This window comes from Chryseobacterium sp. SIMBA_028 (genome assembly GCF_046535285.1).
GTDB lineage: Bacteria > Bacteroidota > Bacteroidia > Flavobacteriales > Weeksellaceae > Chryseobacterium.
Map to the genome: position 1 here is coordinate 77,399 of NZ_JAWRWZ010000003.1, position 13,780 is coordinate 91,178.

Consider the following 13,780-nt stretch of genomic DNA (forward strand, 5'->3'; position numbering starts at 1 on the left):
TTAATAATTAATTTACAGCAAAAATATCGATAACCTCACCTTCAGCAAGTTTGATTACCGCTTTTTTCAATTTGTTTGTCTTTCCTACTTGAAGACCTTTTTTAGTGTATTTTGAAGAAACCTTCGGAGCATAAATCATTGTGTTAACGTCTGCTACTTTTACACCGTAAGCTGCTTCAACAGCTTTTTTAATCTGGATTTTATTCGCCTTAGGATTAACTAAGAAAGAATAAGAGCCTCTTAAATCTGTAAGGTAATTAGCCTTTTCTGAAATAACTGGTTTAATAATAATAGACATGACTTATTTCTTTAAATTTTCCTGGAATTTTTCAACTGCACCTTCGAAGAAAATAATCTCACCAGCGTTTACTAGATCGTAAGAACTAATTTCGTTGAAGTTCATTACTTTAGTTTTAGGTAAGTTTCTTGAAGATAAATACACATTCTTGTTAGCTTCAGGAAGAACGAATAAAGATTTTTTACCGTTAAGTTCCAATGCATTTAATACATTGATGAAATCTTTAGTCTTAGGAGCACCAAAGCTCAAATCTTCTAAAACTTTAATGCTGTTGTCTCTCATTTTCTGAGATAAAACAGATTTTTTAGCTAATCTCTTAAGAGCTTTGTTCAATTTGAATCTGTAGTCTCTTGGTTTTGGTCCGAATACTCTACCTCCACCTCTGAAAGTTGGAGATTTGATATCACCATATCTAGCAGATCCTGATCCTTTTTGCTTCTTAAGCTTTTTAGTAGAAGCAGTAATTTCGCTTCTTTCTTTTGCTTTATGAGTCCCTTGTCTTTGTGCAGCAAGGTACTGTTTAACTTCTAAGTAAACCGCGTGCTGATTTGGCTCAATTCCGAATACTGTTTCGTCTAGAGTTACTTTTCTTCCGGTCTCTTTTCCTGATGTATTTAATACTACTAGTTCCATTTTCTGATAATTACATAAGAATTTTTAGCTCCCGGAACAGCACCTTTTACTACTAAAAGATTTTGTTCTTGATCAACTTTTAACACTTGAAGGTTTTGAACAGTAACCTGCTCACCTCCCATTCTTCCAGCCATTCTCATCCCTTTGAATACTCTTGAAGGGTCTGAACCAGCACCGATAGAACCTGGAGCTCTAAGTCTGTTGTGCTGACCATGAGTTGCCTGCATTACACCTCCAAATCCATGTCTTTTAACAACACCCTGGAAGCCTTTACCTTTTGAAGTTCCTGTTACGTCAACATACTCACCTTCAGTGAATAAATCAACTTTTACTTCTTCTCCTACTTTTACTTCATCAACGAATTCTCTGTAGAATTCTACTAATTTAGCTTTAGGAGCAGAACCAGCCTTTTTAAAATGGCCAGCTAACGCTTTACCAACGTTCTTCTCACTCTTGTCATCGAAACCTAACTGAACAGCTTTATAACCGTCTTTTTCTATGGTTCTGACCTGTAAAACCGAGCATGGGCCAGCTTGAATAACTGTACAAGGAATATTTTTCCCGTCTTCGTTAAACAAAGAAGTCATACCGATTTTTTTACCAATAATACCTGACATTGTTTATATTATAATAAAATTTATCCTTTATTTATCTCATTTTTTGGAAGTCTGAAGTAATTTCTACTTTTGATATAGGCATACTACGCTCCTAAAATGAGTGTGCAAATCTACGAATAATTTTATTACTGACAAATATTTTGACTAAAATATTTTGATTTTTAACCATTTACACTTTTTAAAAAAATTACCTTTTATTTTTAAGACAAACCACACCTACCAAGAAACAATAGAAGTATCAAAAAAATATATTCTATAGTAATAGCATTAAACTTCACTATATATAGTAAAAAATGTAAAAGCCTTATGAAATCATAAAGCTTTGTATTTTCAACACCCTATATATTAAGGAATCAATTCTATCGGGTTATTTCTTTTTTTCAATTTATCTTTCACTAAATTTTCGGCACCGGCATCCAGCTTAAATCCACTTTTAGCCATCTCCTGAACCAGATTCTCCTGGCTATTTTTCAATCCTTTGTAAAAATCAGCCTTAGGAACTTTTTTTCCACTCATCCTTTTCTCTGAAATCCACAACGGTTTTTCATCAGCAAAATTTTTATAGCTCAATAATTCAAATTTATAATGCTTTTTATCATCTTCCATTTCTACAATCAATCCCGGCAATCCATAAAACTTATATGGACCATCAGACACGGGAATATCATTTGTAAACCAAGCCTTATAATTACGCCCTGCATATACAAGCATGGCAGCCTGACATTTTAGATTTCCAATATTCTTTTTCTCACTGGTGATCTTCCAGTTAAATCCAGGACTCTCTTCATAGGAAAAATCCATTCTGATTATTTTATCATAATAATCAATTTTGTTTTTGGCAGGATCCTTAATGATTCTGTATGTAAAATTAGTCTTTGGAATATTTGTTAAATCTAGCGTTGACGTCCTCACACTATTATTAATCAGCCCCGCAGCAACAGAGTCTCTTTTATAAGAATTTAAACTCATGAATTGCGACCTATCCTTCCCTCTCTGCAATATAAAGTATTCCTCACTTTTATTTCCAACATCCAAGGAATCGCGTTGACTGGTCAGCAAATAAACATATTGAGATTTTACTACATCTATATCCACATTCTTTTGGCCACAGAGCCCATTCCCCATCGTGCATAAAAAGAAGAACAGCAACGACGCTATAAATTGTTTTTGCATAAAAAAGTATCTACAGTAAACTATAAAAGAGGATATGACATCCTCTTCTACAGTTTGTATTGATTAATATTAATTAATTTCCACACAGTATATCATCTGCTATAATAGCGATGTCAATTACATCAGCAAGCGTTTCTCCACAAGCCATTCCTGTGATTCCACAAGAAAGAGTTGTAGACACACAACCATACGCAGCTGCCGCTTCAACCTTAACAGTTGCATTTTCTTCTACGATTTCAGTCTCAGAGGAAATAGTGTTCGCACTCATTGAACCAGCAACCATAATTGTTGCTGCTAAGAATAATTTTTTCATGGTAATAATTTTTTGTTTTAGTTTCACTAAGTAATTAAAAAAAAGACAAATAGCCAAATTTTTTAATAAATAAAATCACCTATTAATGAAAAATAATTAAACATTTAACATAAAATATGAATATTTATTTTCAATGATCATTATTCAATTCCAATATTAATGGTTATTTAATAACATTAACTCCAACTTCTTCTAATCTTGTATGTTCTTCAACAGAAATCCCCTCATCCGTAATCAGATAATCTACCTGATCCAATAATGCAATTTTACCAAACCCTTTTTTGTTTAATTTTGAAGAATCTGCAAGAATAATAGTCTGATCTGCACATTCCATCATCACCTGATTCAAATGTGCCTCTGCTGCATTAGAAGTACTAATTCCGAATTCCACATCAATTCCGTCTACTCCCAGAAAAAGCTTATTGCAGGAAAACTGCCTAAGGATTCCCTCTGAGATCGACCCTACGATTGAAGTAGAGCTTTTTCTAACCTCTCCGCCCAATTGGATGATATTAATATTAGGATTATTACACAGCTCAATGGCTACCCTCAGTGAAGAAGTTAATACCGTAAGCGGGCCAAAATTCACCAGCATCCTGGCAAGATAATGCATGGTAGTTCCGGAAGCCAATATAATACAGTCATTCTCCTGAATCAAAGAAAGCGCAGCCTTTGCAATGGCTTGTTTTGCTTCTACATTAATGCTTTCCTTTTCCACTACATTTTTTTCATAAGCATACCTTAGCTGCTTACTAGCACCTCCATGATTTCTGAAAAGAAGCCCTATACTTTCAAGAAAATTCAAATCCTTTCGGATCGTAACTGAAGAAACATTCAGTTTTTCACATAGATCCTGAACAAGAACATGCCCTTTTTCATCAAGTTCTTTTAATATTTCATCATGCCTGGGGATTAGCTTCTCCATTTTATTCATTTAATCAAAAATACCGTTTTTTTTCCACATCTTAAAATTTCATTTATTTTCTTTTTGCTTTCATTTTTAATTTATATATTTGAAAACGAAACATAAACGAAACATTTATGAAACGAAACGAAGAACTCAGTAAGTTAACCAATGTAAAAGAATGGGACTTTATTGTCATCGGAGGAGGAGCCAGTGGTTTAGGCTCGGCATTAGATGCAGTAAGCAGAGGATTCAAAACCTTATTGCTTGAATCTCATGATTTTGCGAAAGCAACTTCTAGCAGAAGCACCAAATTAGTACATGGTGGAGTAAGATATTTAGCACAAGGAGACGTAGGCTTAGTGAAAGAGGCTTTAAAAGAAAGAGGTCTATTGGCAAAAAATGCAGCACATATTGTAAAAAACCAATCTTTCATTATCCCTAATTACACCTGGTGGGGCGGAATCTATTATAAGATAGGACTCTCTGTTTACGATTTCCTAGCAGGAAAATTAAGTTTGGGTAAAACGAAATATATCGGTAAGTCTAAAACCGTTGAAAAGTTACCCACTATTGAACAAAATCATTTAGTAAGTGGTGTTGTTTACCAGGACGGGCAGTTTGACGATGCCAGACTTGCCATCAATTTAACCCAAACCATTATAGAGAAAGGCGGAAGCGCAGTCAACTATGTAAAGGTAGTTAATCTTCTAAAGGATGATGCTGATAAAATCATTGGTGTGGTTGCAGAAGATCAATTCTCAAAACAGCAATATCAGATTCACGCAAAGGTGGTTATTAATGCTACAGGTGTCTTCACAAATGATATTCTTAACATGAACAATCCTAAGCATGGTAAACTTGTGGTACCAAGCCAGGGAATTCACCTGGTGCTGGATAAATCATTCCTGAAAAGTGATGATGCCATTATGATTCCGAAAACATCAGATGGAAGGGTCTTATTTGTTGTGCCTTGGCATGACAGAGCTTTGGTCGGAACTACTGATACGCTTCTAAAGGATGAAAGCTTTGAGCCGCGTGCCTTAGAAGAGGAGATCAACTTTGTTTTAAATACAGCAAGACAGTATCTGGCTAAAAAACCAACCCGTGAAGATGTAAAATCTGTCTTTGCCGGACTTCGTCCTCTTGCTGCTCCTAAAGATGGCAGCAAAAGTACAAAAGAGGTTTCCCGAAGTCATAAAGTAATTGCCTCTGAAACGGGATTAATTTCCATCATTGGAGGAAAGTGGACGACTTACCGTAAAATGGCAGAAGATACCGTTGACAAAGCCATGCAAGTACATAAACTAGGCAATACCACTTCCAAAACAGAACACATGTCCATTCATGGAAATGTAAAGCCTGAAGAGGTAGACAGAACCAATCATTTATATGTATATGGTTCTGATATTCCTGCTATAAAAGCCTTACAGGAAAGCAACCCACGTTTTTTACAAAAAATACACCCTGATCATCCTTTCACCGTTGCGGAAGTAGTATGGGCTGTAAGAAATGAAATGGCTGAAACTATTGAAGATGTTTTGGCAAGAAGAGCACGTCTGCTATTCCTTGATGCCAGAGCAGCTATAGACAGCGCACATAACGTTGCAAGAATTATTGCAGAAGAAAAAGGATATTCTGAAGACTGGGCAATGCAGCAGGAAAATGAATTCATCGAACTAGCAAAAGGATATTTATTAACACCTTATTCACCTAAAGTTATCAACCTTAATTAATCATAATATGAATGAAAAATTAATACTCGCTTTAGATCAGGGAACTACTTCCTCCAGAGCGATTCTATTCAATCACAGTGGAGAAATAAAATATGTATCTCAAAAAGATTTCAGACAAATATTCCCTACTCCGGGCTGGGTAGAGCATGACCCAAACGAGATCTGGTCTTCACAGATTTCAGTAGCTGCAGAAAGTATTGCCAAGGCTGGTATTTCTGGATTGGAAGTGGCTGCAATTGGTATTACTAACCAACGTGAAACAACTATTGTTTGGGATAAAGAATCTGGCGAACCTATTTACAATGCTATTGTTTGGCAAGACCGAAGAACTTCAAAATACTGCGATGAACTTAAAGAACAGGGGCATGCAGAAATTATAAAAGAAAAAACAGGACTTATTCTGGATGCTTACTTCTCTGCAACTAAGCTGAAGTGGATCCTTGACAATGTAGATGGTGCCAGAGAAAAGGCTGAAGCCGGAAAATTATGTTTTGGAACTGTTGACACATGGCTTGTATGGAAACTAACCCGTGGGAAAATGTTCATCACTGATGTTTCCAATGCCAGCAGAACAATGCTTCTGAATATTCACACTTTGGAATGGGACAATGATTTATTGGAACTATTCAATATACCTAAGGCGATTCTTCCAGAGGTAAAACAAAGTAGTGAGGTATACGGAGAGACAGCTACTACTCTATTCTCTACGAAAATTCCGATTGCAGGTATTGCAGGAGACCAACAGGCTGCTTTGTTTGGACAGATGTGTACCTCGCCAGGGATGGTGAAAAATACATACGGAACAGGGTGCTTCTTACTCATGAACACAGGAAAAGAAGCCGTTGCTTCTAAAAATAACCTTCTGACAACTGTTGCATGGAAGATCAATGGAGAAGTCAACTACGCTCTGGAAGGAAGTGTATTTGTAGGAGGCGCAGCTATTCAATGGCTGAGAGATGGACTTAAGCTTATTCATTCTTCTGAGGAAGTTAATGATCTTGCCGCTTCTGTTGAAGACAATGGTGGAGTTTACTTCGTTCCTGCCCTTACCGGTTTAGGTGCTCCTCATTGGGATCAGTATGCACGTGGAACTATTGTAGGAATTACCCGCGGAACTACTGACGGCCATATCGCAAGAGCTACCCTTGAAGGAATTGCATTTCAGGTATATGATATTGTAAAATCCATGGAAGCTGATTCCGGAAGAGCAAGTCTTGAGCTAAGAGTAGATGGCGGGGCTTCAGCCAGCAACCTATTGATGCAGATACAATCTGATCTTTTCGGATTTAAAATTACCAGACCCAAAACACTGGAAACAACAGCACTGGGAGCAGCCTACCTTGCAGGTCTTGCAGTAGGATTCTGGAAAAACATTGATGAAATCCAAGAACAATGGATTGTAGATAAAGATTTCCACCCTCAATTGGAAAAAGAAAAGGTAGATACGATGATTCACTTTTGGACCAAAGCGGTATCTCGTGCTCAAAACTGGATAGAAGATTAATTCCCTGACCTTAAAAATACACATATGACTCCATTTATCGCAGAAGTGATCGGAACGATGCTTCTTATATTGTTAGGCAACGGTGTTGTAGCCAATGTTGTCTTGAAAGATACCAAAGGAAATAATTCCGGATGGATTGTTATTACTACCGCTTGGGCATTAGCCGTTTTTGTCGGGGTAACCGTTGCAGGGCCTGTAAGTGGAGCTCATTTAAATCCAGCTGTAACTATTGGCCTTGCTGCTGCAGGAAAGTTCTCCTGGGATTTAGTACCTTCTTACATCGTTGCTCAAATGATTGGCGGAATGCTGGGTGCATTTCTGGTATGGCTATTCCATAAAGATCATTTTGCCATTACGGAGGATGAGGGAGCAAAGCTGGCTTGTTTTAGTACAGGCCCTGCTATCAGAAAGGTTTCATCCAATCTTATCAGTGAAATTATCGGAACATTTGTACTGGTATTTGTGATTTTCCACTTCTCAGATCCGAGTATAGCTTTACAGGCGGATCCTAATGCAAAAGTTGGTCTTGGCACTGTAGGAGCTATTCCCGTTACCTTTCTTGTTTGGGTAATAGGACTTTCTTTAGGAGGAACTACAGGATACGCTATTAACCCTGCCAGAGATCTTGCCCCAAGAATTATGCATGCCATTCTTCCGATAAAGGGAAGCAGTGACTGGAGCTATGCGTGGATTCCCGTAATAGGTCCTATTATAGGTGCTGTAATTGCCGCTTTACTATTCATGGTTTTAAAATAAAAAGTACAAGTGATGAAAATATTAAAAGGAATCTTCCTCCTACTTCTAGGCACGGGAAAATTATTTTCACAGGAAAGCAGTGATCCTAAAGAAACAAAAGAAGGCCGATTGGACTTCACTGCCAATATTCAAAACAATCATTTATGGAGAGGTTTAATCATTACAGACAAACCGGTTGTAATGGGTAATCTTTCCTATGCATTGGATGCAGAAAAGAAATGGAAAATAGGTATTTGGGGAGCTTCTGCATTAGCAGATGACAAAGATAACACCCATTACAAAGAGATCAATTACTATGTTCAATATTCTAACGGACGTTTTTATATTGGATTATGGGATCTTTATAATTCCAGAAATATCAATACAGCCGTTGCTGCTGATGACATTTTTAGTTATTCACAAAGAAGAACAGCTCATATTATTGATTTAAGAACCAATTATACATTCGGGCCTTCATTCCCAATCAATATTGAGGCAGACATTATGCTTTATGGAGGTGCCAATGCAGGAGAAGTTATTCTGGAAGCTGATGGAAGCTATAAAAAGAACAGATATTCTACCTATATTCAGGCAAGTTACCCGGTAATAAGTGGACAGAAAGTAAATCTGGACGCTTTTATAGGAGCAGGATTTTCACTCAATGGAAACACCTTTTTGTATGGAAATGGGAAAAACAATTTTGATATTGTCAATGTAGGAGTAAAAGCAGGAAAGGTACTAAAGATCACAGAGCATTATAGTCTTCCAATCTCTATGATGGCCATGTGGAACCCCTCTAATAAGTATGCAAGAATTCAACTTGCAGCCACTGTCTTTTAATCTAACTTTAAATAAATTATATAAAGACCGCTCTTTTGGGGCGGTTTTTGTTATTATCAAAAGTCAATATCAGGGTTTTTACGGCTTACTGATTGGGTAAATATTCCTAATTTTGAAGAAAAAAGAACTATGAAAAAAATTTTCAGTTTAGTAATCCTGTGTATCAGTGTTTTTACTTTAGCACAAATAAAGACTCCTTTTACCGGACATAGAAGTTTTGATATTCTGAAAGGATATAGCGGTACTGGTACTCCTCATTATTATTTGGATGTGAAAAAAAACGGTGACGTACATTTTGGGTACGTTCAGGTGAATCAGGCCGACGGAAAGGAAACCAAAGAAGAAATAAACGCCGGCAAATATGTTCCCAATAAGGTAATGAAGGTAGTATTTAAAAAATTTAACGAAACTTTTTTTCTAAAACTTGATAAAAACAAAATTTATCTTACGGATGAAAAAGGAAACATTCAAAACCTCGAAGGCTGCTGCTCTTCCAGCGAAAGCATAGACAAAGATACCTGCACTTGTGAAAGTGAGTTGTATCAATAAAAATCTGGCGACTGCCGCTCCTTGGCGGAAATGGCTAAACTGAATTGTGACTGCAAGAGTATTTTATATCAATGAAAATTTTAAGAATTTTACTGCTATTCTTTCTGATGGCTTCATGCAGTAAGAAAGAAAATCACCCTTACACTTTTTATTACTGGAAAACCAGTTTGAAATTGGATCGGGAGGAGAAAAAAACATTGGATCAAGCTTCTGTTCCTTATTTATACACACGGTTTTTTGATGTTGATAAAATTGGAGGGAAGTTTCAGCCTGTGGCTGTCATCACCAAAGGCAAAAGTTTTGAAACCAATAAACAGATTGTACCGACAGTTTTCATCACCAATCAGACTTTACTTGGTATTTCTTCGGAGGAAATTAAATTTCTTGCGGAAAGCATTCATCAATTAGTACAAAAGAAGGCCCAAGAATATCATTTGAAAACAAATAATGAAATTCAAATTGATTGTGACTGGACTGCCGGAACTCGGGATGATTATTTTAATTTTTTAAAAGAGCTTAAAAAAGTTTCCGGAAAAGAAATCACCTGTACCCTACGCCTTCATCAGGTTAAGGATAAAAAGAAAACAGGAATTCCACCGGTCGGAAAAGTATACCTGATGTGCTACTCTACTTCTTCACCATTGGAGAAGTCTGATAAAAATTCAATTCTGGATGTACATATTTTAAAAAGCTATCTTTCAAAAATGGAAGATTATCCCATCAAAAAAATTGAAGTAGCACTGCCTATTTATTCATGGGGTATCGTTACCAATCATCTTGACAAGCACAGACTGATCAATGCCTTATCTAAAAAGGATCTTGAAAACCCTAATTTTAAGAAAATCTCTGATCATGAAGTTGAAATCATACAAGACGGTTTCTATTTCGGAAACTATCTTAATAAAGGTTTTAAAATAAAGGTAGAAGAGATTTCCAGAGAACAATTGGAAGATGTAACGAGCTTCCTTGAGAAAAAAATCCCTCATTTTAATATTATTTATTATCAATTAGATAGTAAATTTGTGTTAGATCGAAAATTTTAAATCTTTTACAGATTAGGGTAGATGATAAAAACTTTATTAGTCAAATTATTTTCTGCCGGCACCAACATTACAAACAACTATATAAAATTATAAAAACACTACACACCCTATGAAAAAATACATTCTTTCACTTGCGGTTGTATCTCTTTTCTATACGAATTCTGATGCCTGTGCATGGTCGGATCCCGATTATGAATACTTCAATCTTTTTACACAAAGTATTATTAAGGATAAATCTTACCTTCCTTTTCTGCATACCTACTCCAGCAGATTCTTTGGCGGATACAATCCTTCTCTGATTCCTGATGACAATGTTGAAGCATGGAAAAAGTTCTTCAATAATCAGCTTACGTATGCCGAGACGGAGAACCTTGTGTACAAGCTAAGCATGAATGATCTGAATGCTTTAAAGAATGGCAGCCCCACCCAGCCTCTTTTGCAAAAACTGGGAACCGGGTTTTATCAGAAATATAAGGAGGGGATTGATTATTTAATTGAAGCTAAGTATCTGGAACCTTATATGAGCATCAATTATATTGAAAATGAAAACTCATTCTATTCCTATAGCAGAAATGAAAGCAAGAAAGATGCAACTTCTCTTGATTACAATAAAACAATCGCCGCTCTGACATCTTTGTACAATGCTGCCAAAAATCCGGAGATCAAGCAACGTTACGGATACCAGCTTGTACGTTTGAATCATTATACCAGAAACTACGATTCTGCAGTACAGGCTTTCAAAACCTATATAGAACCCATCAAACTAAAAAGTACGGTTTACTTTATGGCATTGGACCAGCTGGCGGGTGCTCAAAGGGGACTGGAAATGAACGGTGATGCCAACTGGAATTTCTTCCAGGTGTTCATGAACAGCAAGGATCGTAAGGAATCTGCCTTTATTTCTATGAAACTTTCGGATACAGCCTCTTTCAGTAATATTATGAAAAGAGCAAATACGAATGAGGAGAAAAATATGGCTTATTTTCTTTTAGGATACGAAGACTTCAATAATCCGATTCCTATCATGGAAAAAATGTTTGACCTCAATCCTGATTCTGAGATTCTGAAAGTAATGGCTGTAAGAAGCATTAATGAACTGGAAAGAAATTATCTTCCGACCTATTACTATACTTCAGCCTCTTTGGGAAAGGTATCTGTTTACACAGGAAATACTGAAACCAAAACCTCAAAAGATACTCCTACCGATAATAAAGCTACCACAGAAGTAAAAGAGGAAAAAGTTTCTTTCTGGCAAAAGATTGTCAGATTCTTTAAAAATCTTTTTGGTGGTTCATCTTCTGATAAAACAGGTGATGGAAAGAAAGCTGACCAAAGTGATGATGAATTATTAAATAACCCGAACAGAATTCCTTTCTATACAACCGGCTATAGTGGCTATGACCAAACGACCAAAGATTACCTTGATGATCTGGAAAAGTTCACTGCAAAAACCAAGGAAAAATCTAAGGATGAGTATTGGCAGATTGCAGATGCATACCTGAAGTTTTTAAAGAAAGACTACAAGGAAAGTACTGAGATTCTTAACAACGTCAAAACTACCAATCCTGAATATCTGGAGGAAATTAAAAGAATGAAAGTTCTTAATGATATTGTTTCTCAACCGAAAGTAGATGCAGCTTATGAGGATCATTTAATGAAAGACTATGCTGAATATTTTGTAGAAAAAGAAGTGAAAAAGGACACGGCCAATGTTAATGAGTATGATTATTATGGAGATGCTCCTTCTACTGCAGACTTCCTTAAGGATGTGATGGCTAATCGTTACTTTCTTCAGGGTGAAGACGGAAAATCTTTCCTGATGAATAATAAGCTTTCGGATCTTCAATACAATCCGAACTCTAGTTTGGTAAAGAGTGTTGAAGAGTTCTACAGAAAACCGAATAAGTCACAGTTTGAACAGCAAATCATCGCCAAGAATATGGACAGTGTAGGAAATATTGATTCTTTCTTCAATACTATTTATGGTGACAGAGCGATGAGACTTGCTGATTTCGACAAAGCTAAATCATATTATGAAAAGGCTCAGAAGTTTGGAGGAATTCCAAGAGAAAATTACGACTGGAATGAAAAAAGTGGCCAAACTATTACTCAAAAACAATATACTTCTTCTGAATATAATGGTTTTAATAATATTTCAAGTCTTGTTTTCGGACATAATGTATGGGAGAGCTTCCAAAGCACAGATACTGAAAGCATGAAAGCAGAAAATTATGCTGACTTCCCTTTCATTAAGAGTAATATGAATAAGCTTGAACTTACTGATGTGCTTATCCAACTTAAAAAAATAGGAAACGGAACGGATGAAAAAGCAGCCAAAGCTAATCAACTGATTGGAAACTTATTGTACAATACTTCTATTTTAGGATATTACCGACAGCTGTTTGTAATGGATATTGACAACAGCAATGGCGGAAAATACTACTTCTGGAATACAGATAAAGGAAACCCGTACAAGTATTATTACAAGAACTTCCTTGATACTTCTTATATTGAGCCTGACAACTTTGATCTAGCTATCAATTATTATCAAAAGGCACTTAAGCTTTCAAACAACAAGGAAGAAAAAGCAAGAATCCTATTCCAGATGGCAAGTGCTGAGCAGGGTAAATACTATCAGTACGAAGCAAAAACACAGAAAGATTTCGATTATTCTGATCCAAAGTGGTCTGAAAAAGAAGATGCCCGTCAGAAAGAAATGGACAATCTTAAAAATCAGAAGTACAGAACCTACTTTGCACAGTTAAAAACTCAGTATTCTGAGACCGAAGCTGCTAAAAGTCTAATGGGAAGCTGTAGTTATTTTAGCTACTTTATGAAAAGATAATGTATGGAAGTTGATCTGAAGTTTCAGGTGAAATTCTAGACAAGCTTATTACCTATCAAACAAAAAAAGGAATCATTTAGATTCCTTTTTTTGTTCTTGCTTCTGTAGCCATTCTTCATGCTTTTCTCTGAAGAAATCATGCTTATAGTCCTGATTTCTTTTTGCTGCATCAATGGAATGAGAAGTATGAATATCAGCATCTTTCCTAGCAAACTGGGCCAGGTTTTCATAATAGTGGTGAAGCTGATCCAATTCTTTTTCTGTAAGCTCTTCAATATCTACAATTCTATTGCTAGCTTTCTCATGAGCAGCAATGAGTTCATTCAGTTTAATCTGTGTGGCTTTTGAATCTTTATTCTGTGCTTTCTGAATAAGAAAAACCATTAGAAAGGTAATGATTGTAGTTCCGGTATTGATAACAAGCTGCCAAGTTTCCGAATAATCAAAAAAAGGTCCGGAGACGGCCCAAGCCACTACGATAGCCATCGCTCCTAAAAAGGCATTGGGACTTCCGGTAAATCCGACAGCCCAGTTTGAAAATTTTTCAAAAAGATTTTTATTTTGATGGTCCATAATAGGGTTATTTTATC

General features: G+C 36.2%; 14 protein-coding genes. 7 read left to right on the top strand and 7 right to left on the bottom strand.

All coding sequences use genetic code 11. The annotated features are described in order from the left end of the window. Positions 1-7: 7 nt before the first annotated feature. The 6 genes from rplW to SCA31_RS04720 form a co-directional block, all read right to left on the bottom strand. Positions 8-298, bottom strand: a complete 291-nt coding sequence (gene rplW, locus SCA31_RS04695) for a 50S ribosomal protein L23 (RefSeq protein WP_103289180.1) — start codon at positions 296-298, stop codon at positions 8-10. A 3-nt stretch (positions 299-301) separates the two neighbouring features. Further along, complete coding sequence (rplD, locus tag SCA31_RS04700; protein WP_045491156.1) at positions 302-931, bottom strand: 50S ribosomal protein L4; 630 nt, start codon at positions 929-931, stop codon at positions 302-304. After that, a complete protein-coding gene (gene rplC, locus SCA31_RS04705) occupies positions 922-1,548 on the bottom strand; it encodes a 50S ribosomal protein L3 (RefSeq protein ID WP_410695665.1) in 627 nt (208 codons plus the stop codon). The genes rplD and rplC overlap by 10 nt, the downstream gene beginning before the upstream one ends. Before the next feature lie 345 nt (positions 1,549-1,893). Beyond that, positions 1,894-2,721 (bottom strand): GLPGLI family protein, encoded by an 828-nt coding sequence (locus SCA31_RS04710; protein ID WP_410695666.1) that lies wholly within the window; start codon positions 2,719-2,721, stop codon positions 1,894-1,896. Positions 2,722-2,794: 73 nt separating this feature from the next. Beyond that, on the bottom strand, positions 2,795-3,034 hold the full coding sequence (locus tag SCA31_RS04715) for a hypothetical protein (protein WP_410695667.1): 240 nt from the start codon (positions 3,032-3,034) through the stop codon (positions 2,795-2,797). A 163-nt stretch (positions 3,035-3,197) separates the two neighbouring features. Continuing rightward, on the bottom strand, positions 3,198-3,959 hold the full coding sequence (locus SCA31_RS04720) for a DeoR/GlpR family DNA-binding transcription regulator (RefSeq protein ID WP_410695668.1): 762 nt from the start codon (positions 3,957-3,959) through the stop codon (positions 3,198-3,200). A gap of 116 nt (positions 3,960-4,075) precedes the next feature. Here SCA31_RS04720 and SCA31_RS04725 point away from each other — a divergent pair, with 116 nt between their 5' ends. From SCA31_RS04725 to SCA31_RS04755, 7 genes are all read left to right on the top strand, one after another. Then, positions 4,076-5,674 carry a glycerol-3-phosphate dehydrogenase/oxidase gene (locus SCA31_RS04725; RefSeq protein WP_410695669.1) on the top strand — a complete coding sequence of 533 codons (1,599 nt, stop codon included), beginning with the start codon at positions 4,076-4,078 and terminating at the stop codon, positions 5,672-5,674. Between the two features lie 7 nt (positions 5,675-5,681). Beyond that, positions 5,682-7,178 (top strand): glycerol kinase GlpK, encoded by a 1,497-nt coding sequence (glpK, locus tag SCA31_RS04730; RefSeq protein WP_410695670.1) that lies wholly within the window; start codon positions 5,682-5,684, stop codon positions 7,176-7,178. Between the two features lie 24 nt (positions 7,179-7,202). Further along, complete coding sequence (locus tag SCA31_RS04735) at positions 7,203-7,934, top strand: MIP/aquaporin family protein (RefSeq protein ID WP_410695671.1); 732 nt, start codon at positions 7,203-7,205, stop codon at positions 7,932-7,934. Between the two features lie 12 nt (positions 7,935-7,946). Next, entirely contained in the window at positions 7,947-8,753 is an 807-nt protein-coding gene (locus tag SCA31_RS04740) for a hypothetical protein (RefSeq protein WP_410695672.1), read from the top strand. Between the two features lie 129 nt (positions 8,754-8,882). After that, positions 8,883-9,302: a hypothetical protein gene (locus SCA31_RS04745; protein ID WP_410695673.1), complete on the top strand. Its 420-nt coding sequence runs from the start codon at positions 8,883-8,885 to the stop codon at positions 9,300-9,302. A 71-nt stretch (positions 9,303-9,373) separates the two neighbouring features. Further along, positions 9,374-10,345 carry a hypothetical protein gene (locus tag SCA31_RS04750; protein WP_410695674.1) on the top strand — a complete coding sequence of 324 codons (972 nt, stop codon included), beginning with the start codon at positions 9,374-9,376 and terminating at the stop codon, positions 10,343-10,345. Positions 10,346-10,454: 109 nt separating this feature from the next. Then, positions 10,455-13,190, top strand: coding sequence for a hypothetical protein (locus SCA31_RS04755; protein WP_410695675.1), 2,736 nt, complete (start codon positions 10,455-10,457; stop codon positions 13,188-13,190). A 72-nt stretch (positions 13,191-13,262) separates the two neighbouring features. On the opposite strand, the gene SCA31_RS04760 is transcribed toward SCA31_RS04755, so the two are convergent. Next, entirely contained in the window at positions 13,263-13,763 is a 501-nt protein-coding gene (locus tag SCA31_RS04760) for a low affinity iron permease family protein (protein WP_410695676.1), read from the bottom strand. Positions 13,764-13,780 lie beyond the last annotated feature (17 nt).

Coding starts and splice junctions, on each gene's coding strand:
- glpK (WP_410695670.1), top strand. CDS start 5,682: ATGAATGAAAAATTAATACTCGCTTTAGATCAGGGAACTACTTCCTCC.
- SCA31_RS04755 (WP_410695675.1), top strand. CDS start 10,455: ATGAAAAAATACATTCTTTCACTTGCGGTTGTATCTCTTTTCTATACG.
- SCA31_RS04735 (WP_410695671.1), top strand. CDS start 7,203: ATGACTCCATTTATCGCAGAAGTGATCGGAACGATGCTTCTTATATTG.
- rplD (WP_045491156.1), bottom strand. CDS start 931: ATGGAACTAGTAGTATTAAATACATCAGGAAAAGAGACCGGAAGAAAA.
- SCA31_RS04750 (WP_410695674.1), top strand. CDS start 9,374: ATGAAAATTTTAAGAATTTTACTGCTATTCTTTCTGATGGCTTCATGC.
- SCA31_RS04745 (WP_410695673.1), top strand. CDS start 8,883: ATGAAAAAAATTTTCAGTTTAGTAATCCTGTGTATCAGTGTTTTTACT.
- rplW (WP_103289180.1), bottom strand. CDS start 298: ATGTCTATTATTATTAAACCAGTTATTTCAGAAAAGGCTAATTACCTT.
- SCA31_RS04760 (WP_410695676.1), bottom strand. CDS start 13,763: ATGGACCATCAAAATAAAAATCTTTTTGAAAAATTTTCAAACTGGGCT.
- SCA31_RS04715 (WP_410695667.1), bottom strand. CDS start 3,034: ATGAAAAAATTATTCTTAGCAGCAACAATTATGGTTGCTGGTTCAATG.
- SCA31_RS04720 (WP_410695668.1), bottom strand. CDS start 3,959: ATGGAGAAGCTAATCCCCAGGCATGATGAAATATTAAAAGAACTTGAT.
- SCA31_RS04710 (WP_410695666.1), bottom strand. CDS start 2,721: ATGCAAAAACAATTTATAGCGTCGTTGCTGTTCTTCTTTTTATGCACG.
- SCA31_RS04740 (WP_410695672.1), top strand. CDS start 7,947: ATGAAAATATTAAAAGGAATCTTCCTCCTACTTCTAGGCACGGGAAAA.
- SCA31_RS04725 (WP_410695669.1), top strand. CDS start 4,076: ATGAAACGAAACGAAGAACTCAGTAAGTTAACCAATGTAAAAGAATGG.
- rplC (WP_410695665.1), bottom strand. CDS start 1,548: ATGTCAGGTATTATTGGTAAAAAAATCGGTATGACTTCTTTGTTTAAC.